The 24,471-nt window shown below is 46.7% G+C and carries 16 protein-coding genes; 8 read left to right on the top strand and 8 right to left on the bottom strand.

The genetic code is table 11. The features are described 5' to 3' along the window. Positions 1 to 207: 207 nt before the first annotated feature. The 3 genes from ACJJIP_RS06040 to ACJJIP_RS06030 form a co-directional block, all read right to left on the bottom strand. Positions 208 to 798: a hypothetical protein gene (locus ACJJIP_RS06040; protein ID WP_353376600.1), complete on the bottom strand. Its 591-nt coding sequence runs from the start codon at positions 796 to 798 to the stop codon at positions 208 to 210. Between the two features lie 2,939 nt (positions 799 to 3,737). Beyond that, positions 3,738 to 6,554 (bottom strand): M16 family metallopeptidase, encoded by a 2,817-nt coding sequence (locus ACJJIP_RS06035; protein ID WP_026305088.1) that lies wholly within the window; start codon positions 6,552 to 6,554, stop codon positions 3,738 to 3,740. Between the two features lie 254 nt (positions 6,555 to 6,808). Then, a complete protein-coding gene (locus ACJJIP_RS06030) occupies positions 6,809 to 7,897 on the bottom strand; it encodes a Glu/Leu/Phe/Val dehydrogenase dimerization domain-containing protein (protein ID WP_444946410.1) in 1,089 nt (362 codons plus the stop codon). Between the two features lie 347 nt (positions 7,898 to 8,244). Here ACJJIP_RS06030 and ACJJIP_RS06025 point away from each other — a divergent pair, with 347 nt between their 5' ends. Continuing rightward, positions 8,245 to 10,212: a VacB/RNase II family 3'-5' exoribonuclease gene (locus ACJJIP_RS06025; protein WP_444946409.1), complete on the top strand. Its 1,968-nt coding sequence runs from the start codon at positions 8,245 to 8,247 to the stop codon at positions 10,210 to 10,212. Between the two features lie 124 nt (positions 10,213 to 10,336). After that, the gene (locus tag ACJJIP_RS06020; protein WP_444946408.1) at positions 10,337 to 11,809 is read left to right on the top strand and encodes an aminoacyl-histidine dipeptidase; all 1,473 of its coding nucleotides are present in this window, start codon (positions 10,337 to 10,339) and stop codon (positions 11,807 to 11,809) included. 1,353 nt (positions 11,810 to 13,162) lie between these two features. Here ACJJIP_RS06020 and ACJJIP_RS06015 read toward each other — a convergent pair. The 4 genes from ACJJIP_RS06015 to ACJJIP_RS06000 form a co-directional block, all read right to left on the bottom strand. Beyond that, positions 13,163 to 14,068: a polysaccharide deacetylase family protein gene (locus ACJJIP_RS06015; protein WP_020413403.1), complete on the bottom strand. Its 906-nt coding sequence runs from the start codon at positions 14,066 to 14,068 to the stop codon at positions 13,163 to 13,165. After that, on the bottom strand, positions 14,068 to 14,931 hold the full coding sequence (locus ACJJIP_RS06010) for a GNAT family N-acetyltransferase (protein ID WP_282952914.1): 864 nt from the start codon (positions 14,929 to 14,931) through the stop codon (positions 14,068 to 14,070). Before ACJJIP_RS06010 ends, ACJJIP_RS06015 begins: the two co-directional genes overlap by 1 nt. 45 nt (positions 14,932 to 14,976) lie before the next feature. After that, positions 14,977 to 15,420 (bottom strand): hypothetical protein, encoded by a 444-nt coding sequence (locus tag ACJJIP_RS06005; RefSeq protein ID WP_157533490.1) that lies wholly within the window; start codon positions 15,418 to 15,420, stop codon positions 14,977 to 14,979. 206 nt (positions 15,421 to 15,626) lie between these two features. Then, complete coding sequence (locus ACJJIP_RS06000) at positions 15,627 to 16,703, bottom strand: bile salt hydrolase (protein ID WP_444946407.1); 1,077 nt, start codon at positions 16,701 to 16,703, stop codon at positions 15,627 to 15,629. A gap of 327 nt (positions 16,704 to 17,030) precedes the next feature. On the opposite strand from ACJJIP_RS06000, the gene ACJJIP_RS05995 reads away from it, so the two are divergent. The 6 genes from ACJJIP_RS05995 to rdgC all read left to right on the top strand — a co-directional run bounded on the left by ACJJIP_RS05995 (position 17,031) and on the right by rdgC (position 22,668). Then, positions 17,031 to 17,429, top strand: coding sequence for a VOC family protein (locus tag ACJJIP_RS05995; RefSeq protein ID WP_020413407.1), 399 nt, complete (start codon positions 17,031 to 17,033; stop codon positions 17,427 to 17,429). A gap of 401 nt (positions 17,430 to 17,830) precedes the next feature. Continuing rightward, the gene (locus ACJJIP_RS05990) at positions 17,831 to 18,931 is read left to right on the top strand and encodes an alpha/beta hydrolase family protein (protein WP_282952912.1); all 1,101 of its coding nucleotides are present in this window, start codon (positions 17,831 to 17,833) and stop codon (positions 18,929 to 18,931) included. Positions 18,932 to 19,020: 89 nt separating this feature from the next. Next, the gene (locus ACJJIP_RS05985) at positions 19,021 to 19,524 is read left to right on the top strand and encodes a hypothetical protein (protein WP_444946406.1); all 504 of its coding nucleotides are present in this window, start codon (positions 19,021 to 19,023) and stop codon (positions 19,522 to 19,524) included. Positions 19,525 to 19,534: 10 nt separating this feature from the next. After that, positions 19,535 to 19,873 (top strand): hypothetical protein, encoded by a 339-nt coding sequence (locus tag ACJJIP_RS05980; protein ID WP_444946405.1) that lies wholly within the window; start codon positions 19,535 to 19,537, stop codon positions 19,871 to 19,873. A 509-nt stretch (positions 19,874 to 20,382) separates the two neighbouring features. Next, on the top strand, positions 20,383 to 21,510 hold the full coding sequence (locus ACJJIP_RS05975) for an alkaline phosphatase family protein (protein ID WP_020413411.1): 1,128 nt from the start codon (positions 20,383 to 20,385) through the stop codon (positions 21,508 to 21,510). A gap of 165 nt (positions 21,511 to 21,675) precedes the next feature. Further along, positions 21,676 to 22,668, top strand: coding sequence for a recombination-associated protein RdgC (rdgC, locus tag ACJJIP_RS05970; protein ID WP_020413412.1), 993 nt, complete (start codon positions 21,676 to 21,678; stop codon positions 22,666 to 22,668). A 98-nt stretch (positions 22,669 to 22,766) separates the two neighbouring features. On the opposite strand, the gene gnd is transcribed toward rdgC, so the two are convergent. After that, a complete protein-coding gene (gnd, locus tag ACJJIP_RS05965; protein ID WP_020413413.1) occupies positions 22,767 to 24,287 on the bottom strand; it encodes an NADP-dependent phosphogluconate dehydrogenase in 1,521 nt (506 codons plus the stop codon). Positions 24,288 to 24,471: the final 184 nt, after the last annotated feature.

Genomic DNA, 24,471 nt, shown 5'->3' with positions numbered 1-24,471 from the left:
CCTGTCAACATTCATGTGTTTTGACGTAGTTTTCGAACCTTTAGCCTGCTATAGCTTTTCTAGCAATCTACAGCAAAAATTGAACTCAGAAGGTAGGCCGATCCTATGACAGCTCCAGAGAAACTATCCTGCCCCAACCACTGGGCGAAGGCAGGATAAACCGTGTAGATTAGTAGCGTCCTAATAAGCTAGCTTTAAATCCGCAGATTAGGGATAATTACACGTCCGTGAATTGCACATAGAGCGCGCCTGCTTTGCACAATAACGAATCGGCCAGCCACCCATATCTACGTCAGACTTACAAGTATAATCTTCGACCCACTCCCAATTAAGAGAGAGTGCAGCTTCAGCTCGCTCTGCTATCGCTCTGTCTTTTTCTGATTCCACAGTTAAATTTTTCATCGCCAAGGTAAATGACTGCAAACCAAATAATTCAAGGATATCATGTACTTCTGTTGCTGTTGGCCCATATTCTAACATCCCGTAATCAAACCCAGCCAAACCCTTGTCGGTGAATTTTAAGCTGTTGATAAATAGCTCTCGCTCTATTTCTGGCAACTTCCCGAGGGGCGTCTTTTCCACTGGATTAGCCACCAGATAATGATTTAAGTCTGACTCACTTTTGATTGGAGCATTCAAGAATTCAACCTGCCTCTTTAAAGACAAAATTTCCTCTTGAAGCTTAAGGAGAGCACTGTTCTCTTGAGCACCTAAAGAAACATCCTTAGAAAATACCTGCTGAGAAAATACAACAAGCAAAAGTGCAAACGTTGTACCAATTAGCCTTAAATTTTTCATACTTCAATTCCTTTGAATAATCATATTTTTGCACCAAAGAAAAGTTAACAGTAACTTTTCCGGGCCGTAACTTACCAACCACATAAAAAAATGTAAAGGTTAATTATGTGCGAGACCTTCGCAAAAACTCAGCTTTACGATGGGTAATATTAAATTCCATCATGACAACCTTTCTAACAGATAGACTTATTTCCAGAACCCTCCCACCTACATACCAGCCGAACAACCATCGTAAACCATGTCGAACTTTATATCGCAATCATATACTGGTGACAACCGGGAATTATCCATTTCAAACCTTAAGCTTTAACGGAACAGAAATTATGCTGGCCACGAATCCCATTATCTTTCCGCACAGCACCCCCCATAATTGGCACCCCAAAATTCACGAGGAACCATTTTAGCCACTTCCACCTAATTTATTTCAATTTCAGTAAAGCAGAACCCTCAAATCATACCTTTTTGTGAACTTCATTTTTATATCCGCCATGTACAAAATACCTCTTGCTTTGAGTCGATTTCGTAGCACACTAATAGGCGAAGTGAAATGAAAAACTCCTGGATATTCTAAACATAAAAGCTCTAGAATGATAAATATAAGCATCCTTCAAGCCCCCCTTACAGACTCACCCCCTTAATTTCACCATCACAAATTACTATTTAATTTAAGGTGCAAATGATGTTACCCAACCACGATAAAATTTATAGAAGACACTAGAGTTAAGCTAATTATAGGAATCAACAAGCAAGGGGACAGGGCTCTCAGATTGCGCTCCTAATTTGAATATGACCCCAACTATCTTAAGCTAGACACTCTAGGTAGGAAATTCCTCACAAGCCTTAGCATGTTGATGACGAGAAATAATCTTAAGCGCCATCAGAATTGAATTAGCGGCGCAAATCAAACTGAAGTGCAGACACAGAGCTTGACTACCATAAATAGAAAATAAGTACAGAAATTATTTTCAGGCCACTGCACAGAATCTAGCTTATTATTCCGTTAATTTTGCCAACCCCTGAAAGCCGTCCCTTAATAAACCTCAGACCCCCTCAACGCTTTAAATCAGCAATTCATAACTTCGCTGGATGGAAACTTAAATAACACCCTCGAATGACCCTCAACTAAATAGTATTTAGAGACAGCTAACTGGCCGCCCTTAGCATTTATCTCAATCTGGCAGGCTCAACTGAAAAGTTGGCTATTTTACTTTGCAAATACAACCTTAAACACCAACATCGTAACGAGATAAATTTTCCTGGAAAAATAGATCGTATCAATTTTGATTTAAGCAGCTTTCTCGTTCCGAACTTCAAAAAACAACTTGTATAACAATTGTACACCTTTAAACCATCAAATGATTCATTTAAGAACCTTGTAATCGGACAATACATTCAAAAATGATAGACTTCTTACCTGAAGGACCAACTCGAAAATAGCAAAGTTTTAATTATCGACCTGTATATCAGTTGGACTCACTAGAAAGTTGGAGTATTATTGCTCCCCACAATATCATTGCCAGTGGCTTCATCTTTTAGCAAACCAGGAAATAGCATAACCAACCTTTGCATGCCCCTGGTTCTGGTTAATTAAAGACAGCTTGGATCTCAAACTGTTTTTTTCAAGAAGTAGTAGGATTCCTGATCGACAACAATGAAGCAAGTTAAAACAGGTCTGATAAACTATCCCAGAATGTATAATATGCTTTGACACAGGATTCACAATCATCCAGCCTGCGCGACCTTTCCGGGAAGGCAAATCCCTCTTTCAATTTGACAATCATTTCATTTATCAATGGTATGCAAATCAAATAATCGTGACACTCTTAATCAAAAGAGTTCTTTTGACAACTATATATACAGTTATTACTCTATTCTGAGGTAGAAAATTATCCCTTTTGCTTGGCAAGTGATCACCAAAGGTTTTCCCTGCCTCATGTGGGACTTATACGCTATCCTGCCACCCATACTTCCTGATTTTGCTCACTATTAATACCGACACCCTCAATAGGATTTATATTTATGAAAGCCTGCATTGTTGAATAATAACTCCAAGAGATGATCAGGGTCTTTAAACCATATAGTGCCCAACCAAAGGAACACATTGAAATTACGTGAATTAAAATACTATTTTTTCAGCAACTCCAACCCTGTTCGCACCCCCGTAAAAAATAGATATTATTTCCTTCTTCTATCTGCTTTCGAAATCAATAAGTGGTGATTTATACAGACTTTGATGTTAAACAGAAAATATATACACTTACCTCCGAAAAAATTAGATGAATGCCCATCCAGCAGCGGATTACTAGTAATCAAGTTAATCCGCCAGAGAAAGCTCGTGCCCCCAGGCTTTGCACATATCTATGTCAATAGGACTGTGACCAGGCTTAACATCTATAAGGTAACCGGCTGTGGAGAGGAGATTTTCAGCCCCTCTCAGAGCCAACAAAGAAGCTGACCGCCTGGAAAACTGCGCGTACGATACTATCCGCACCTTGAAAATGGACTGCATTCGTAGATATTGATATATCCCATGCTACCGTTGATTCACCCAGCCTTCCTCCAGAGTAGATGGGGGCGGCAGCATAACAACCAACCTAAGCAAGTTGAATAATAAGACTTATGAAACACCTGTAATGCAAAAAATAATTTATAGTAGCCTCTTAATACATCTAGAAGTTAAGGCACCCAAACTAACCCTACAGCTTCTGTTAAATTGTTTGGCATCAAAGCCGCGTAAAATCGATGGGCATTTATTCATTTCACAGGCTTTGGTTGAGCTCGCCCCCCCATAACCATTCACTAATCGGTTCTAGCAGAGATATTCGAATTGCAAATCAAGCATTCAAGTACTTTTTTATCGTAGAAAGTTTTTAAATATGCGCTACAAACTCAGGTTGAAAAAGGCCATAAAAGGCCTTTTTCAAAAGTCTGATAAAGCCCTAATCCTTTGAAGGCAGAACTTCTACCGGGCCAATATCCAGCGCCTCTACTTCTCCCTTGATCTTATCCAGGTCTCCAACAATGACCCAGGTAAATTGCTCGGGGGCCAGGAATTCCTGTGCCGAGGCTTCAACTTTATCGGTATCAAGCGCGGCCACCCGCTGTGGGTACTCAGCGATATACTCCTCCGGCAGCCCCTTTTCTACCTGCCAATTAATACTGGAAAGCAATTGCCCCTTGGTTTGGAAGCGTGCACTCTGCTTGAGTACCTCATCATTTCGGTAATCTTCGAGCTCCTTCTCCGTAATTGGACGATCACTGAGATAATCCCGATACTCTTTCACCAACTCCTGTATTGCTGGTGCGGTTTTATCCGTTTGCACTGGCGCGAACAAAATGTAGGGACGCTGGCCTTCTGTATCCATAGAAACAGCGCGAGCTCCATATGACCAGTGCTTATCTTCACGCAGATTCATATTTACTCGGGAAGTAAATTTCCCTGCGATAATATTGGCCATTGCATCGAAGGCCTCAGCACCTTGGGGTTGCCAGGGAGGCATAACCAAACCGGCCATGATAAAACTCTGCTGCGCTCCTGGGCGATCCAGCAAATACACTCGGGCTTTTTCGGGACGCTCAACTTTAGCCACTTCAATTTTTGGTAATTCAGTTTTAGGTGCCTTCCAACCACCCAGAGTTTCGTTCAGTAATGGCTCAATTTCTTTTTCCGTTACATCCCCCACAACCGTCAGAGTGGCGTTATCCGGTCTCACCCAGGTTTTCTGGAAGTTCACCAGATCTTCCCGGGTTATTGACTTTATCCCCTCGGGAGTACCGGAACCGGTCAACGGTGAACCGTAGGGATGATCTGGACCAAACAGCAATGGCGGCAGCTCACGCAGAGCCAAGCCCTGGGGCTGTGCCTTTTCCTGGGCTATGGCATCCAAGCGGTTGGATTTTACCCTTTCAAGATCCGACTCAGGGAAACGGGGCTCAGTCACCACTTTGGCAAACAACTTCAAAGAGGGCTCCAACTGGGTCTTGAGGGCGCTCATACTGATGGAGTTGTAATCCAGTCCGCTCCCCCCGCCAATACTCACCCCAAGCTCCTCAGAGCGCGCACTAAACTCCAGGCTGTCCAGGTCTCCAGCACCCTCATTTAACATTTGAGCAGTCACAGAGGCGAGACCAGGTTTATTCTGATCGGCAGAGGCCCCACTGCGGAACTGCAAGTTCATCAATACCACAGGCGTATCATGACGCTCCGCCAGAACCACCTTGAGGCCATTTTTCAATGTAAATTCGCGCTGCTTGGGCAACTCCAACTCTACATTCTTATCGACCTCTGGCAATTTGCTGCGGTCGGCACCCTCTGTGGCGGCGGTGTACTTTTTCTCGGGCTCAATGATCAGGGTATAGGAATCATCCTTTAGCCACTGCTTTGCCACATCCTGCACCTCAAGCGCGGAAACTTTGGCATAATCTTCCACACCTTTAAGCAGGGCCCCAGGATCCCCATAATAAAATTCAGAGCGGGCAAGAATATCGCTCTTGCCACCAAAGCCACCGGTTTTTTCCAGCCCCTTCACCAACCCGGCAAATTCTCCCTGCTTAACTCGGCGTAGCTCCTCTGCGCTCACCCCGTTTTTCGCAAATTCTCTCAATTCTTTATTCAAAAGTTTTTCAACTTTATCGAGGGACTGCCCAGGTTTCACATCGACAATAATCATCAACTGCCCAGCCAGCTGGCGCCCATAATAAAAAGCGCTCACACTCGTCGCTACTTGCTCATCCCGCACCAAGCGACGATAAAGTAGTGAATTTTTTCGGTTAGCCAACAAGGAGGTCATCAGCTCAAGTGCGTGCTCCTCATTACTACCTACCGCAGGAACATTCCAAACTTTGTAAATACGAGTTTGCGGCACCTGGTCTCGTACCACCTCCCGTTTTTTAACCTGGGTAGGCAGTTCCCAGTTTTTAATTCGCGGTTGTACTCCTGTGCTGGGTATATCGCCAAAATACTTGCGCGCCTTGTCCATAGCCTCATCAACACTGACATCGCCAGCAATTACCAAAGTGGCATTTGCCGGTTGGTAGTGATCTGCAAACCACTTTTTCACATCCTCCAGGCTGGCATTATCCAGGTCTTCCATTGATCCAATTGGCGTCCAGGAGTAAGGATGATCTGCCGGAAAAGTACTCTTGGCAATAATGTCGAAAGCCTTTCCATAGGGAGCATTCTCCCCCTGGCGCTTCTCGTTTTTTACCACTCCACGCTGTTCATCCAAAACTTCCTGGGTGATAGCGCCCTTGAAGTGGCCCATTCGGTCAGACTCCATCCACAGAGCCATATCCAGGGCACCTTTAGGCACAGTAGCAAAGTAGTTGGTGCGATCATTATTAGTGGTGCCATTCATATCCGTAGCACCCGAGCGCTGGAAAGGCTCGAAGTATTCACCTGGATAGTTCTCACTGCCGTTGAACATCAGGTGCTCAAACAGATGTGCGAAGCCAGTTTTGCCCTGCGGTTCATCCTTGGAGCCCACTTTGTACCAGATATTGGTGGAGACAACCGGGGCTTTGCGATCCTCGTGCACTATCACCGTCAACCCATTGGGCAGAACTTCTTTGTGATAGGGGATATCCAGCTCCGGCGGCGGTACATAGGCCTCTTTATCGGTGGCTGCTGCCTTGCTGCTGGCAGCGGCTTCTTTATCCACAGATAACGCATGGGGTGTATCGTCGACAGACTTGCCGCAACCGGCAAGACCTGCAGTGGCAATAACGACACTGATAAGTACTGGACGCAAGTCCATATTGTCACTCCCTCTTAATAACCGCGGCTTCAGGATGGCAAGTTTAGGCCAGGATTCACTCCTGATATCTGCTAAACCCTCAGCACATTCAAACAGTGGATCTGGCATCTTACCCGGTTGCCAGATCGATCGGACAAATATCAGACAAAAAAATGGGCACCGAAGTGCCCAAAAAATACATCACAGAGAGAAATGATCATAGCAATCGCCTGTGGCGATCAGGTCACCGACACTTCTCTTGCGTTAAACTGCTGTTATGCGGCTACAGTGCCGGATTTATTCTCGGTATCGCCAGTCACAGAATGGTGGCCAAAACGCTCTTCGGCTATCCGGTCAGCAACATGTGCCGTAGTCTCACCAGTCTCATCCGCACGTACAAACACCTCTTTCATAGTGCTGCCAATTTCTTCAATGTGCGCACGCACCTCATCAGCGTTGTAGTCGCCTTTCTGCTGGTAGTACACATCGATTATTCCACCGGCATTAATTACATAGTCCGGGGCGTAGAGGATTCCCTTCTCACGCAATGCTTCTGCGTGACGCTCTTCAGCTAACTGGTTATTTGCCGCACCGGCCACCGCACCAACTTTTAGACGGGAAATAGTGTCATCATTGAGGATCGCACCCATGGCACAGGGAGCAAATAGATCCACATCGAGGTCAAAGATCTCATCAGCGGTTACAGCAATCGCGCCCAGCTCAGTCACTGCGCGATCAATGTTGTCCTGGAAGATATCGGTAACGAACAGCTCCGCACCGGCATCTTTCAGCAGTTTAGCGAGGCGGAAACCCACATTACCAACGCCCTGGATGGAAACTTTCAGGCCGGCAAGGTCAGCTTTACCCCAGCGATGTTCCACCGCAGCTTTAAGGCCCACAAATACACCGTAGGCTGTAGAAGGAGACGGATCACCACCGTATTCAGAGCCCGCAAACAGTCCGGATACATATTCGGTGGTCTCACCAATCACACTCATGTCAGCGACACTAGTGCCGGAGTCCTCAGCGGTGATATAGCGACCACCGAGGGTATTGATAAATTCGCCCATGGCGCGCAGCAACTCAGGAGTCTTTTCCTTGCGCGGATCACCGATGATCACAGATTTCCCGCCGCCGAGCTTTAACCCCGCCATTGCAGACTTATAAGTCATGCCTCGGGAGAGGCGCAATACATCATTCAGTGCCTCACCATCATCGGCGTATGGCCACATGCGACAGCCACCCAGTGAGGGACCTAAATTCGTATTGTGTACCGCGATAATTGCCTTGAGTCCGCTCTTAGCATCTTGGTAAAACGCCACTTGTTCGTGTTTATCGTAGGCGGAATGGGAAAAAATACTCATTAACTGTTCCTCTCCGGAAGGCCGGTTCTACAGCTGGGGAACAACCACAGCCCTTATCTGTTTTTATTCAGGGGTAAGATTATATCCACCTTCGACAGATAAAGTTTGCATATTTTGCACATAACCACAAAGCAATAGCTAAATTGTCACATAAAGCATATTTTTTTAGGATAAACGACCTTGCGAAAATATAGTCGCCTAAGCGGTCAGTAATCCTGACCTCCCCTTCAACCCACCGCGCGGCCCTATTAGCACAGGGATACTTTCTTCCACTACCGGACTCCGTTACATCGTGTCAGCATGGTCTGGTAGAATCCGCGCCCAAATCGACCCGAGAGATAAACTCGATGCTGAATGCCGACGCTCTGAAACAACTTTCACAACTGAAAACAGATATTCGCTCCAGTAAGGACTTTGCCGAAGGCCGGGTACGCGGCAGCAATGGCAAATTTGGCTTCGTGGAGCTGGAGGATGGACGGGAGGCCTTTCTGCCACCCAACGAAATGGAACGTGTTTTCCCAGGTGACCGGGTTCGCGTCTGCATTACAAAGGAGAGCAAAGGCAAACTGACAGCCGAATTAGATGCCCTACTCGACAGCCAGCTGGATTACCTGGTTGGCCAATATGTACAGCGAGGTCAAGGGCACTTTATCCAGCCCACTCAGAATGGCCTGTCTCGATGGATTTTCCTGCCTCCTAAAGCAAGGGGCAAGGCACAGCCAGGCGAATTTATCGCCTGCAAAGTCAATCGTCATCCCTTTAAGGACGGGCGCGCCCAGGCAAAAGTTGAGACTGTTATCGGTAAACCAGAAATGCCTGGCATTGAGCATGCCTATGTAGTGGCCCAATACAAGCTACCTGAGCAGTTTGGTCCGGCAGCGGAGAAACAGGCTAAAACCATTTCTGAACAGATTGTCACCAATACCTCTGAGCGCACCGACTTATCCGAATTGGGCTTTGTCACTATTGATGCGGAAACCACCCGCGATATGGACGATGCCCTCGCCGTTACGCCTAGCGAAAACGGCTGGACCCTGCATATCGCCGTTGCCGACCCCTCAAGTGCTATCACCGAGGGCAGCCCATTGGATCTCGAGTCGTTTAAGCGCGCCCACAGCCAGTATCTCCCTGGCGAAACTCTGCCTATGCTGCCGCGCAGCCTATGTGAGGACCTTTTTTCCCTGATACCTAATGAGTTGCGCCCTGTACTGGTAGTACACATCGATATCGACAGCGACGGTAAAATTATTTCAAGCCGCTATGAATTTGCCGCAATTCGCTCCCAATATAAATTGAGCTACAACCAGGTAAGCCAACTCATAGAGGGAGATGAGTCCGCGGTACCGGAAGAGCAAAAAGAAAGCTTGCGCAACCTTGCCGCTCTGTATGAGGCCCGCGCCAAATATCGCGCAGGGCACTCCCTGGCAATGGAAGAGCGCCCTGACTATGAAATTCACCTCAACAAAGAGCGCAAAATCGAGCGTATTGAGAAGCAGGAGCGTAATATTGCCCAGCGCATGGTTGAGGAAGCTATGCTCGCCACCAATATCTGCATCGGAGCAAAACTGGCAGAATTACAACAGGGCTGCTTCTCAGTACACCTGGGTTTTCGCGAAGAGCGGATGGGCGAAGTAAGAAGCCTTCTAAAGGAATTACTCCCAGAACATGCGGAAAACGATCTCAGCCAATTGCAGCACTATTTAGCGCTGGTTAAACACCTGGAGAGCCATGAAGATGCGCAAATGCGCAACCTTCTCGCAGTGCTGAAGCGCATGCTGCGTCCCGGCCAGCTCAACAACAACTCCGGTGCGCACCTGGGTCTGGGACTTGAGGCCTACGCCACCGTAACCTCACCCATTCGCAAGTACAACGACCTGTATAACCACCGCGTACTGCGCGCAGCATCTGAGAATAGTCCTGCGAAAACACTGAGCGACACAGAAATCGAGAGCCTGCAAGATAGCCTGCTCCGTGGACGCCAAGCCAATCGAGCCCTCGAACAATGGCTTTACACTCAGTTTATGCAGGATAAAGTAGGTCAGGATTTTACTGGCAAGATTGTCCTGGTTAATGGAGCTGGGCTGGGCGTACGCTTGGACCAATACGGCATTGATGGATTTGTCCGCTTGAACGGCGATAAAAAGAATCTACCCACATTTGACGGCAAACACTTAACACTCACCCACAATGAGCAAAGTTTTCAGTTAGAGCAGACCGTCAATGTCAAAGTTACTGCGGTGGACATAGATAAACGCCGCATTGCACTCGAGCTTTTGTCAGAGAGCTCGGTAACTGAAGAGGCCCCACAAAAGTAACGACGAGCAACATCCAAAGAGCCCGGCAAATGCCGGGCTCTTTCCTGTTACCTCTTGGTCGACCCCATAAACAGGTTTTACAGGAAACGACAATTAATCCCATAAGAATGATTTGAGGCCACCAATGAGCAATATTGCTGAGCTGAACCCTACCCCTCTCTGGAAACACTTCGCCAAACTTTGTGAAATCCCCCGCCCTTCCAAGCATGAAGATAGAGTTGTTGAGCACATTGTCGATTTCGCCAAAGCCCGCGGCCTGGATGTGCAGCTGGATGAGATTGGCAATGTTATTATCAAAAAGCCGGCAACACCGGGCATGGAAAATCATCAAACTCTGGCGCTGCAAAGCCATGTCGACATGGTGCCGCAAAAAAATGCGGATACTGAACACGATTTCCTCACCGACCCTATCAAACCGCATGTTGATGGTGAGTGGATTACCGCCGAAGGCACTACCCTTGGAGCCGACAATGGCATCGGCGTCGCCGCCATTCTTGCCTTGATGGAGTCTACAGATATCCCCCACCCCGCCCTGGAAGCTCTGCTCACCATCGATGAAGAAGCGGGCATGACCGGTGCTAAGAACCTGCAGCCAGGCTACTTCGAAGCCGATCTGCTGTTAAACCTCGACACTGAAGACGAAGGTGAGCTCTACATTGGCTGTGCCGGTGGTATCGATGTCAATGCAGCTCTGCCCTACAAGGCAATACCTGTAGCAGCTGGCAGTCAGGCATATAAACTGTCTGTACGCGGCCTGCGCGGAGGCCACTCAGGGCTGGATATTGATAAGGGACGTGGCAATGCCAATAAGATTGCCAACCGCATTATCGATGCCGCCCTACGTGAAATTCCTACTTTGAGAATCGCTACATTAGATGGGGGAAGCTTGCGCAATGCCATTCCCCGAGAGTCATTTAGTACCCTCGTAGTTCCTGCTGACAACCGGGAGCAACTACAAACAGTTGTCCATACTGAAAGCGCACAAATTGCGCGGGAGCTGGATAACGAAGCGGCACTGGAAGTTAGCCTGGAGAGCACCGATACACCACTCAATACAATGGATATCACGAGTCAACAAAAGCTGATTCGCGCTATTCGCTGCTGCCCCAATGGCGTGGAGCGCATGAGTACCGCACTGGAAGGTATTGCTGACACTTCCAACAATTTGGCCCGCGTGGTCACTATAGAAAAAGACGGCCAACACCGGGTTCAAATACAGTGCCTGGTACGCAGCCTTTCTGATAGTGCTAGGGATCAGCACAGCCTGGATGTAGCCGCTACTTTTGAATTGGCCGGTGCAGAAACCAAACTGGATAATTCATACCCCGGCTGGACGCCAAACCCCAACTCACCACTACTCGCGATGATGAAGGGTGTTTACAAAGAAATGACCGGAGAAGAGCCTGAAGTGAAAGTGATCCACGCCGGCCTGGAGTGTGGCCTTCTAGCCAAACCTTACCCCAATTGGGATATGGTCTCATTCGGCCCCACCATTCGCCGCGCCCACTCGCCAGAAGAGAGAGTACACATCCAAAGTGTCGCCAACTTTTGGGATTACTTTATTAAAGTTGTTCAGGCAATCCCAACTAAAAACTAAACTCCCTTTCGTGCCTATTAATTATAAATAGAATGATCCCGTTACCATCCATCGGAGTGAGCCCGGTGGATGGGCTGCTCACCCACTCCCTCTTACGACACTATCTATAGTCCTTGCGAAGCAATCACATTTTTCAGGTGCTAATAGAAAAAAATCGATTAAAAAGATTAAGGGCTAGACTGGGAGCTAGATAGATACTTTTTAGATTAAATTTCAATCAAAATAAGAATATGGAACTTTACATCCAACCTTCTAGTCAATACATTCACTTCAACTATGACATGGAAGAGGCAATAAAAAATTTAAGTTTGTCTGCAATCCCTAAAGCGTCACAAACTACATTCATAGGTGTGGGCACTAAATTATTAAAGGATACCGGCCACCATAGCGCTTCAGTCACAGATGAAAAGCTTTAAACCGGAATATTAATTTCTCAAGGAAGTTATATAATTTATGAAAAATCTAATTTTAATATTGAGCATTTTTTCTCTAACAGCTTGCGGAACCGTTACCACCTTATCAAGCACAGATCTCGAAATTGCAAGAAACTTAAAAAAGCAGAAAACTAATTGTGAATCCATCCCTAGAGTTTATAGCGGTCTGTCGTACAATATGTGCAAAATGCATTCAAATAGCGAATCTTTGAATTTTGCACCGCTTCTTGGGGCCTATCTTGTTGACAGTGTTCTCTCCGCAGCCACTGACACAGCTGTCCTTCCCTTCACAATCTATGAGCAGCATAAGAGTGGAAACATATTAGTTCAAAGTAGCCAACATTAACTTGTCCGATACTAGCTACTTTCCAATTCAATCGGCCGGCGCTTAAGGGGTCGGCTGGTTTGACTCGCTGGACTATTGAAGATAATATCCACAGTATTGTCAATCTTCTTTATTGCAACCCTCACGTCTGTTTGATCAAGTAGATAGGATGCACACATCCTTAACTTTGTTGAGGGTATTAGCGCAGGCAGCTTTTCCTGTAAGCGACTCCATGATTCATCATAAGCACCCACATCATCGCAATCCACTCCAGGCTGATTAATAAGGAATTCTGCGGCATGCTATGAATATCAGCCAATTCCTTTTTAATTCATACCAAAATCATTAGCTGCCTCTTCAAAGCCCCGCATGAGTAGCTATTCTTTGCCCGGTCCATGATCCAAGGCATTGTTTATCAGATAGGTGCAAACAGGAATTTTTTATGCCCCTATGCCGAGATCCGCACTCCGAATCGAAAATCAATCGCTTCAACTTTATGCAGAGACTCAAGTAGAGAGTTCAGTGAAGTGTAGAGCACTAACCATCATACAAATACCAGGAAAATTCAGAACCTCAAGATATTCCCCAAAAACTCTATATATTATTGCTTTTAGATTGCTTAGATATCCACCATTTAGCAACATCCTCCCGACGACAAATCCAAACAGCTTCAAAGGTAATGATATAATCTAAAAATCGAGCAATAGCCATAGCCCTGGCCGGGTGCCCACTAATACGACCATGTAAACCAATACTCATCAGTTTGGGGCTTTTCTTTCCCTCCTTCCAAAGACAGTCAAAAGCGTCCTTCAACAATAAAAAGAAATCCTGCCCCGATGAAAAACCATTAGGCATTAGATATCTCATATCGTTGTTCACTAAGGTGTATGGTACTATCAATTTCTCAGATACACTGGACTGCCAATAAGGCAGGTCGTCACAATAAGAATCAGAAATATAAATAAGATCACTCTCATCATTTAGTAATTTCCTGGTATTAAGGCTCGTCCGACCCGTATACCAACCTCTAGGTGGACATCCTGTTATGTGCTTAATTATTTCAATAGTGCGCCTAATACCCTGCCGCTCATCTTCAACTGGCACTGTCTTATAATCCAACCAGCGATAGCCATGACCCGCGACTTCATGCCCCCCTGCAGAGAGGGCCTCCCCAATTTTTGGATTTAATTCCAGCGCCAACCCCGTAGCAAACGCAGTTAACTTTAACCGTCTCTCCTCAAATAGGTTTAGCAAACGCCAAACTCCAGCCCGAGCACCATACTCATACATACTTTCAACACTAAAATCCCTCTCACCTACCCGGGGAGGCCTACCAGAAATTTCATGTAAATAAGACTCAGATTGTCCATCACCATTAACCAGTGTAGATTCGGACCCCTCTTCAACATTAAGAACAAATTGCACGGCAACTTGAGCCTCATCAGGCCACTGAGGATGCGGAGGTTTACCGGCATAACCAATTAAATCTCGCTTTTGCATTAGCCTAACTCAAAAGTTGTAACGCCAAACACGCGATTATGCATAATTTTCGGTTTGGGCCCTAGATACATTCTGGCACAACCAAAAACTTCCTCCATACCGTATGCTCGGGCCAATGCCATTGCTGCAGGATTATTTTCTGGAACGTCCAAGAATACTTCCTCACCTGCCGCATGTACCAATAACTGATCACAAAGGGACTTCGCTACCTGTCGATCATTTGCAAATAGAGGTCCAATTTTGAATCCTTTTCTACACCGACGCATTACTCCATACCCTTCAAGGCGACTGTCCTTTAAGTACCCCAAAGACAGCGCCTCAGGTTGAGCTATCCACCCCTGTAGAAACTTACCCCTGCAGGCAGGAAAACAAGCGCGATCATATTGGTTTAGATGATCAAAAGGCACTTGGCATAGAGGAACAACATTCCCTTCAAGGGTTTTTACCCTGCTTGAGGGCCGGCAAACAAAACGCAGGTTACGATGCGAGAAAGAAAATCCGCCCTTGGCATAGTAGCTTTGCATGTCAAAAACGCCATCTAATCCAACAGTAGACCCAGGACAGAGCCGCGCCAACATTTTATCTCTACGTATATGCCATAAGTAGTTTCCGTAGCCACGATGTCTAAATTCTGGCCGCACAATAAAAAAACCCATAAATCCATACCTCCCATCGTAGGAAGTAATCGCTCCACCTCCTATCAGCTCCTTATCTTTTAATGCTGCAACGAATGCTTCAGGGTCGGTATTCCAAAATATTTCCGCATCATTTAACCCAGGATTCCAGCCTTCCTCTGCCGCCCAATCCACCAATAAATCCACTTCCCCTCTTGTCATTGGGCGAATAGTAAGCTCTTGAGACATTATTTCCTCCTTTTTCGCCACATGTTAAACATCCTACATTCAACATCACATCAAATCTGCAAGAGAGCCTTTATTAAACTGAATTTTCCCCATATTTAAAAAGTGGATTACTGAAAGCATTGCTCCATATGAAATACTTAACAGAGATAAAATTGAAAACACATGCATAGGAATTACACACCAAGCTTGCTTACAAAAGAAAGCAATTATTACGTAGCTTTCCAATATGTACATCCCAAGAAATACTCCCAGCACTATCAGACCAACATCCAGCTCCAGAGTGGATACCTGAACGATAGAAAATATAATAACGGTAAAGAATAGAAAATTACCAGCAAGGCGAAATCCCCAGGCAACTTTTATTCTAGGTAGTGCTACAGCCTTCTCAATATTCCTTCGCGAATGAGTCAATCTCTCTGATGCACTTTTCGAATTGAATTTACTTACCACTAAATCCGCTTGTGGTGTTTGATATATACCACCACTCACAACACCCCGTTCAAATACATCCCATCTACTAGTCAAGCAAAATCGCACCAATAAGAGACTTTTTATTATTAAACTGTTAAAAGGGCATATTCCGCCGCTTGAACAGACAATTTTATCATCATTTTCAAAAGCCGCTTCCCCTATATTGACTAGATGCTATTTTGAGGTGAAGTGAGAGATATTTCTAACATCATGAATTGTAGGTCTTATTTTGGTGCAAGAAATTTGAAAGGACTCGCCGGCTTAAATTCAGAAACAACCTCTCCCCCAAGATTCTCAGGAACATCCAGTTTCATACTCATTACTTGAGCACCGAGACTAAGGTTTAACTTATCAAGATCCACCCAAATGACTGAGGGATTGATAACCGATTCAAAATAGTAGCGTTTGGCAGACTGGTCTATCACTGAACGCCACAGTGTCGAGGCGATATTAGGCTTCTCTGGATTACTCATCCCCAGAGGAACGCTAACAGCGCGTATTTGTGAGAACACGGAAGCTAATGCATCCCTACGCGCATTGTATTTCGGGGATGACTCCAAGGCATAGCTAGCTCGCACAAACCTGTCAGCTGCACTAATAGTACCAGGCAGAAAATTCTGGCCACCAATAAGGTCCCAATAGGTATTGATAGCTAGTTGTTGTCCATAAATTGGCGAGTTTGTCATTACCGTGTATTGTTTCCCATGATGAACCTGCAACTCCCCTTTTATATATTCAAATATTGCAGAATCACCAGATGGATCAGAAAGAGCAATATGTGCGGTAGCCGGCCTGCCATTGGGCAGATCTGTACCAACCACGGTGAAAGGCTCTCGCTTCATCGCATTTACCGCTTCACTAACTGTACGAAAGTTATCCAGAAAATACTGTAACCAGGCCCCAACCGAAATTGTTGGCTTACCCCGTGCTTCCGGATTACCGTAATCCGCTTCAGCCAGATATAGAAGATTTCCCACTAAACCAGCTTCATTGATCCCATCTGAAGTCGCAGACTCATAGATACTGATCACAACAGAACCATAATTGGATGTCCACTCAATAGAGCCTCTACCAACCCCTCCGTTGCGTTGCATCCCCTTTGGAAATGCCCAGAAATCCATAGCAGCTTTAATATCACTCCAGTCCATGCTTCTTCCGGTGATATAGTTCCCTGTACCAGTTCCATATAATATCCGCGTGCAAGCTTGTGAAGATGCAGCAACCAGTAAGAGGGAAAAAAAGAGGATTGGAGCAATCCAGTAAAACAAGGGCTTGACTTCATTTAAACTATGCAATCTCACAGATATTCTCCGCTTGCTTTAGGTGTTCAATAATCCACCCTTCATCTGAAAAGCTCACTTTACCTAACAGACTCAAACATAATAAAAGTGAAAATATATGTAGAATAGTTTTAGCGCATCAGAGGTATTCAGTATGTAGAAATTGAGGTGTATAACCTCAAATCTAACGAAAACTCTGTTTAACCTCCTATTTCTGGCGTGCTTTCCAACCAACCGGATTCACGCCCCTTTCTTTTTAAGTAAAATTCCCCGTTACTGAAAATGATTACACTATGTAGGAAAGAAAACTCACGCCGATCCAAATGTAAAATGTAATAGGGGGAGAGTATGAACTCCATTGGTAGACTGGTAATTTTGGTCAGGGAGTACGAAGAGGCAATCAGGTTTTATAGAGATAAGCTGGGCTTTGAGGTATTTGTCGACTCCGAAGCGCCTCCCCTTCGGTTCGTCCATGTCCGCTTACCAAAACAGAAAGATGTAGGAATCTGGCTACTTCAAGCTTCCTCAGAAAATCAGGAGAAGAGTGTCGGAAAACAAACTGCCGGGCAACCATGCGCCGTCATTTATACGGATAACTTTCAGAGTGAATATGAACGCCTGGTGGATAACGGTGTTCAGTTTACTAAGCCCCACAGGTCTGAAGCTGGTGCAGAATTTGCACACTTTGAAGATTTATATGGCAATGAGTTTGTCCTAGTTGAACTGAAAACCGAGCTTGCTGAGTAAATTTTATGGGCCTTTGTCGATTCCCTCACTTGGGCCCGATTTGTGAAGCGGTTGCCCTCATGCCGAACAGACTTTCAGATTTCTTAGAACCTTCTGGATTACCCGATACTTTCCTGAAAATTTCCTGTTTACTTCTCCTGCCCTATCACATATAAATCGGACAAGACTCATTCATTGGGTACCAAGTTCCTGCCACCTTAATCACGATCACTGCGTGAGCCCGGTTATAGAACAAATTTTCGGCACTGGAATGTGCCATTGCTGACTTTCTGCCAGCATACACCTAAAGATAAGGAAGTTCGTTTCTCAAAGCAGCACCGAACAACAAAAGTTTAGTTGGCTATTGGCCTTCGATCAATTTGGAGTGCTCACGCTACCGTTACCGATCATTTGGAAGCATCATGAATAGAAGCCTGATTTTGCTGGTTCCTGGCTTAACGAGGGTCACCAGCACTGCTCAGCTGTCCGAATTCACCGAAGGACTTATCGCAGCAAGCGAGCGCATGCCGCTCACTCCCATTGCAGATCCCTCTATTCCCCCTGGAGTCCACCGCTTACGAGTAGCTTCGAGCGGACAGCCCCAGGAGCTGGATCTTGTGGAGGCATACTGGAACGACTTGGTTCCCAGTATTACTCAGCAAACATTGAAAACTCGGCTTGCCAGAGGATTCTCATTGATCTGGTTCTGGCTTGCCAATCTTCACATCTGGAAAGGGGTACTTAGACGTAAATACTTAACTTTTGGCCTGACGCTATCGGCTCTTGCTTTTATTGTCTGGTACCTAGGTACCATTATTTTATTTGTTGAGGCCATAGAGCCAGCCACAGACAACCCTTTCTTCTTCCTGGTGGAAAAGTTGAAGCGCTCCGTGGAGTACATTGGTGGCTGGCGAATATGGGCTGTAGCCACGGCAATAGTGGCATTAATGCCGGTCTCCCTATTAGTGGACATCTCTGATTTTTGTAAGCGCTACCTCACCAATGAACCGGCGGCCAGGGGCAAACCTGCGGTACGTTTTGAAATAATCCGACGAGTACGTGAACAATTGGAAAGCAGCCTTGCACAAGAAAAATACCAGTCGGTGACCATTGTCGGACACAGCTTCGGTAGTGTTGTCACTGTTGACCTGTTTGCTGACCTTCCCCCCATTGGAGTCCCTGTTCGCATACTCACAATGGGCTCCCTAATTGAAGTATTAGGTAAGCAAGCACCCTGGCTGCAGAATGAAGTACTTGAACTGTCCCAGCGCAAAGACTTAATTGAGTGGATTGATATCAAGTCTCACTCAGATTGGTTTGCCAGCGGATCGGCAGTACCAGATGCCCATCATTGCTATGAGCGTATTATTGGCTCATATGGCACTTTCCCAGACAAGCTGGCTGCCAGGGTACACTCTCGTTACTTTGACAATCAGGAGGCCGTGAGGCTACTGCTATCTTATTACGAGCGACAAAATAGTATCGTTAGCCCTAGCGAAAAAATAGCCATAGAGCCAGCCTGAACCAATAACAAAGCGCACTGCTCGTGCCGGTAAGAAATTTCCAGAACACAACAGTCACCAACAATACACTTACAGCAAGGAGAGTAGAGATGTCAGCCAACCAGCCAATGAAAAGAGCATCGACTCTGTGCTTATTTCTGGCGATTCTTGTCAGTAGCTGTACCCAGCTTGCTCCCAGGTATGATGCGGAGCTTTATTCAGGCCTAACCGAAGTCAATGCTGAATTGATGCAATTCTTTTCCTCGGTTTCCCATGGCACCAACAAAGGCTCCTATAGCGAGAGAAGCCAAAACTATCACTCCTTAATTGGTAAAATTGATGCGCTGGCCATGCAATCAAATACCCGACCTGTCCCCGGCAAGGTTACTTTGAGAAAAATCAACAATTACCTTGACTCTACAGATAGCAATATTAGTTTTGAATCTGCACCACCAAGTGTTGCTTCCCTTGAAAAAATTTCCAGCAGTCTAAATCGAATGCGAAAGGAAGATGAAGATAAGGGACTGCGTGCTACTGCTGTTGCTCTCTTCAAAAATGAAATTGTAATCTCCATGGACCAGGCCCTGACCTATGAATCTTTTCTAAACCGCTGAGGAATTAGACATGTCACTTGACGTTAACCAGCTGATTTCCAATATCAAAGATGCAGCTTCCACAGTTATCAATCACGATATCACCGAGATTCGCGGTTTTTCAGAACGCCAACTGGCTGCGCTGGCGCTGCAAGCAAAGCTCATCGCCAACGCAATTTTGGCCGAGGAAATTGATGATGACCTCAGAGACTACTTTCTAGACTCTCTGGAAGATATGGCCCTAAACTTTGCCAAAACTTTACGTGGACTTCTCGCAGTCACTATTGAAAAGGTTTGGAATGCGGTTATCGGTATTATTTGGTCAGCAATAGAGGCCTGCACTGGAATTTCATTGAAAATTGCCTCTTGACCCTAAATGAATTTTTCCATCTCACGCCCCGAAATTTTATCGTAAAGCTCCGGGGCTTCCAATTCATCAATGTACAACCCATTTTCTCATGTTTTGTGCCCTATCAGAGCCTATCCCTAATTTTGACTCCCTAAGAACGGAATATTTATTGAGCCTCTAATCAGAATACTAAGCTCGCTTCCCCTTAACCCGTTTGATGAAGACAACCTGGGTGGTGTAGTTTCAGGCGTTGCCTGGGGGGGGGCGCTCCGTGCACAATATCACCATCAGTTATCCTGGATTTCTAAGTAACTTTCCATAAGCATCCAGGCAGCTCCCAATGAGCGCTGCTTGGATGCTTAAATTGGCTCACCTAAACAGTTGCCCTTTCGCAAAATAAAGCTGAATAAGCTTGTAGTTTTTTCTTACCGTGTTTTTTCGGTAAAATTTGGCATCGCTCAAACCATAAAGAGATATAGCGCGATATAACAAATAATAACACTGGGCAACGCCCACAGAGGATACACTCTATGAAGGCCCTTCTCACGGCAATACTGGCTATAACACTTTGCGCCCACTCTAAGGCTGCCGATAATCTGGTACTGGTAACTATTGATGGCTTGCGCTGGCAGGAAGTTTTTTCCGGTTACGACCAGGAAATATTGAATCACGAAAAGTTTACGGAGAATAAAGATCAATTGATCAAGCAATTTGGAGGCGAATCAGCAAAGGTAAAGCGAGAAAAACTTTTTCCTTTTATCTGGAATAAAATAGAAAAAGGCGGATTTCTGGCCGGTAACCGTGACAAGGAATCTTTTGCCAATATCACTAACGGCTGGTGGTTTTCCTACCCTGGCTACAATGAAATCCTCACCGGGCGCGCCGATCCAAAAATTAACAGCAATGATCCACTACCCAATGACAATATCACTTTCCTGGAATGGTTAAATAACAAACCAGAGTTTGAAAAAAGTGTAGCTGTTTTTGGTAGCTGGGGCGTATTCTCAGCTATTATCAACCGGGATCGAAGCGGTGTTTTTGTCAATGCAGGATTGGAACCCGCCAACTGGCCTGGAATATCCCAGCGTGCTCAATTTCTGAATGAACTGCAAGGCCAGCTGCCAGTTTTCTGGCAGGATGTACGCCCGGACGCCTTCACCTATGGGCTCGCCAAAGAATATTTAATCCATAATAAGCCAAAGATGCTCTATATAGCCCTGGGTGAGACCGATGATTTCGCCCACGATGAACAGTACCACCAATACCTCGATTCCGCCCATCGCAGTGATGTAATTCTCGCAGACCTATGGAGTACCCTGCAATCTATCGAAGGCTACCGAAACAATACTAACCTGATAATAACCGTGGACCATGGCCGCGGTAACATTGCCGAAGCCTGGCCACACCACGCCAGCGGCCCGGCACTGACTCAATATTTTGGCAAGGAAGACCACCCACACAAAAATGGCATGCCCGGATCAGATGAAATCTGGATTGCAGCACTGGGCCCGGATATCAAAGCACATGGTGAAGTATCAGGGGGCCCCACTCTGTACCAGAATCAGATTGCCGCCACAGCATTACAGTTGCTGGGTTTCACTCCCACAGATTTTTCCAGGGACGCCGGTCCAGCCATAGATAACTTAGTGAAGAAATAGCCTTTTCTGCTTCGGGGCCACTATGGCTGGCCCCAGTCAGTTCAGCAATAGAACTTGGTGCAATCGTCTCCAATCTGGCATTTGGAAACAGCTCACTAGCTGCCCCGCCCCAGTTTCCGCATAATTGTCGGCCGCACTCGTAACTAAATACAAATGGCCTGATGTATGTGGTTTAAAAACCTTCGTGTCTATCGCTTAACCAAAGAATTCAGCCTGGATGCTGAAAAATTCAACGAACTACTGGAGCCACAGGCATTTATACCCTGTGGCAGCCAGGACTCCTCTCGCTATGGCTGGGTCCCCCCCCTTGGACGCCACGGTAACCAGTTGGTCCACGCAACCAATGGCTACTTAATGGTCTGTGCCAAAAAACAGGAAAAGGTTCTGCCCGCGGCAGTCGTCAATGAAAAAGTCGAAGAGCTGGCCCAAGCTATCTCCGCAAAAGAGGCCCGCCAGGTTGGTCGCAAAGAGCGACAAAACCTGAAGGATGAAGTGTTGCTTGAAATGCGGCCTAAAGCCTTTGCTCGCTCGCGCCTACACTACGCCTATATCGCGCCCCACGATGGTTTGGTCGTAGTAGATGCCTCCTCAGCATCTGCCGCAGAGGAATTGCTGGAAAACCTCCGCGAAGCGATCAGCAGCCTTGCGGTAATCCCCCTTTCCGCCAAAAATTTGCCACAGCAAACCATGACCCACTGGCTCACCGCACCTGAAGCGCCAATACAGTTTGATTTTGGCCATGAATGTGAGCTTCGAGACCCTAAAGACAGCGGTAGTGTGATCCGCTGCAAAAACCAAGACCTTTGCGCGGAGGAGATACACAACCACCTGGTGGCGGGGCTTCAAGTCCACAAGCTGGGACTGGTCTGGCGTGGAGGAGTTGAATTCCTGGTTGACGACCAGCTCTCCCTGAAACGCGTCAAGTTCAACGATGAATTACTGGAAAAAGCCGATAGCGCCGATGCAGATAATGCAGCTCTGCGCTTTGACGCCGATTTTGCCGTAATGACCCTTGAAATCTCAGCTCTGCTCAAGGACTTGCTTGCCGCTTTTGGCGGAGTAAATATGGAGGCTGCCAGCGTGGAGGAAATAGTAGCCAAAGCCTCACGTGGAGAAGTCGATGAGCGGGTACGAGAAGTGGAAGAAGTAGCGTTCTGAGTACTTACCCGGTGCCATTCGCACCGGGAGGCCCACCGGGTGAAGCCCACTCCTACCCTCAGAATATATGTGGGCTCTTCCCCTCACTCTCTATCAGATCATATCTCTACAACAGGGCGACCTGGCTCACTCCAGAGTACGTGGTATTTCCTCTGCTCAGGCTGGTCCACACGGGAGAAAGTATGCGCGCCGAAGAAGTCCCTCTGCCCTTGTAGCAAATTAGCTGGCAGGGACTCTGTGCGGAACGCATCGTAGTAACTCAAAGCCGAAGACAGTGCCGGTACCGGAATACCATTCAACGTGGCACTGGCAACCGCCTGACGCCAATTGCTTTGGTGTTCGGCAATCTGCTGAGTAAAGAAGTCATCCAATAACAAATTGGACAGCTTGGCATCGCGCTCATAAGCATCGCTGATAGACTGAAGAAATACTGCACGGATAATACAGCCCGCCCGCCAAATACGCGCAATCTCAGAAAAATTCAGCTGCCAGCCCTGCTCTCGCGCAGCCAGCTTCATCAGATCAAAGCCTTGGGCGTATACACAAATTTTCGCGCAGTACAGGGCATCGTGCAGCTCCTGGATTACCTCATCACGCTGCTCCACCGCTACCGGGGATACTGACGGCCCCTTTAGTTTCTGAGCAGCACGAGAGCGCAGGGTCTTACGCGTAGACAGGGAACGAGCATAAACTGCTTCGGCAATACTCGGTGCCGGACATCCCACCTCCAGACTGCTGATTGCCGTCCACAGCCCTGTTCCCTTCTGGCCGGCTCGATCCAGAATCACATCAACCAGCGGCTGCTCGGTGACAGAATCCAGGGTGGATAGAACTTCCGCACTGATATTGATCAGGTAGCTGTTCAGTGGGCCGCGATTCCATTCTCGAAACACTTCAGCAATCTCGGCTGGTGACATCTCCAGGGCACTGCGCATCACATGGTAGGCCTCACAGATCATCTGCATATCAGCGTATTCGATACCATTGTGCACCATCTTTACATAGTGACCGGAACCAATGGGACCAATATAGGCCGCACAGGGCTCTCCCTCACGCACAGGATTGCCTGGCTCAAAGCGCTCGATAGGTTGGCCACTGGCCTTATCGACCTTGGCTGCAATGGAGTGCCAAACCGGCTCTATACGGCTCCAGGCATAACGGTCACCACTAGGCATCAAAGAGGGGCCAAAACGGGCACCAACCTCGCCTCCGGATACTGCCGTGGTAAAAAAGATCAGCTTACCTTCATATCGCTTGGCGCGCTCAACGGAGTCAGTCCACAAGCTGTTACCGGTATCCACCACGATATCGTCTGCTTTAAGCCCTGCATCCAGTAGCTTGCAGCAAACATCATCTACTGGTGCACCCGCTGGCACAGACAGAATAATCAGGTGCGGCGCCTTTACTTTTGCCAACAGCTCGGTGTACGAATTGCAGGTCTCCACCCGTGCCGGCTGATCACCGCGCTCTTTCTTGTCCTGCTCCAGCAGTGCATTGAGCCGATTGTGATCCAGATCGAAAGCACAAACCTTGTAGCCGTTGTCAGCCAGGTTCAGGATCAGGTTCTTACCCATCACACCGGCGCCGATAAAGCCAATATCGCACTGTGAGTCAGACATCAAGTTCTCCGTACTAAGATAGGGGTCTTTCAGGGGCGCGGAGTATAGCAATATGCATACGAGGCCGGGAGAGCAAAGATCCAGCGACATCACCCTAATGTACAAAAAACAACCAACAAAATATTACTCACTGACAAAAACTCAGCATGGAGTAGGTACTTTCCTAGAGGGATTAGGTTGGACC

The sequence above is a fragment of the Microbulbifer variabilis genome (assembly GCF_052467165.1).
The sequence above is the reverse complement of the archived record's forward strand: the minus strand, read 5'-3'. Positions and strand labels throughout refer to the sequence as shown.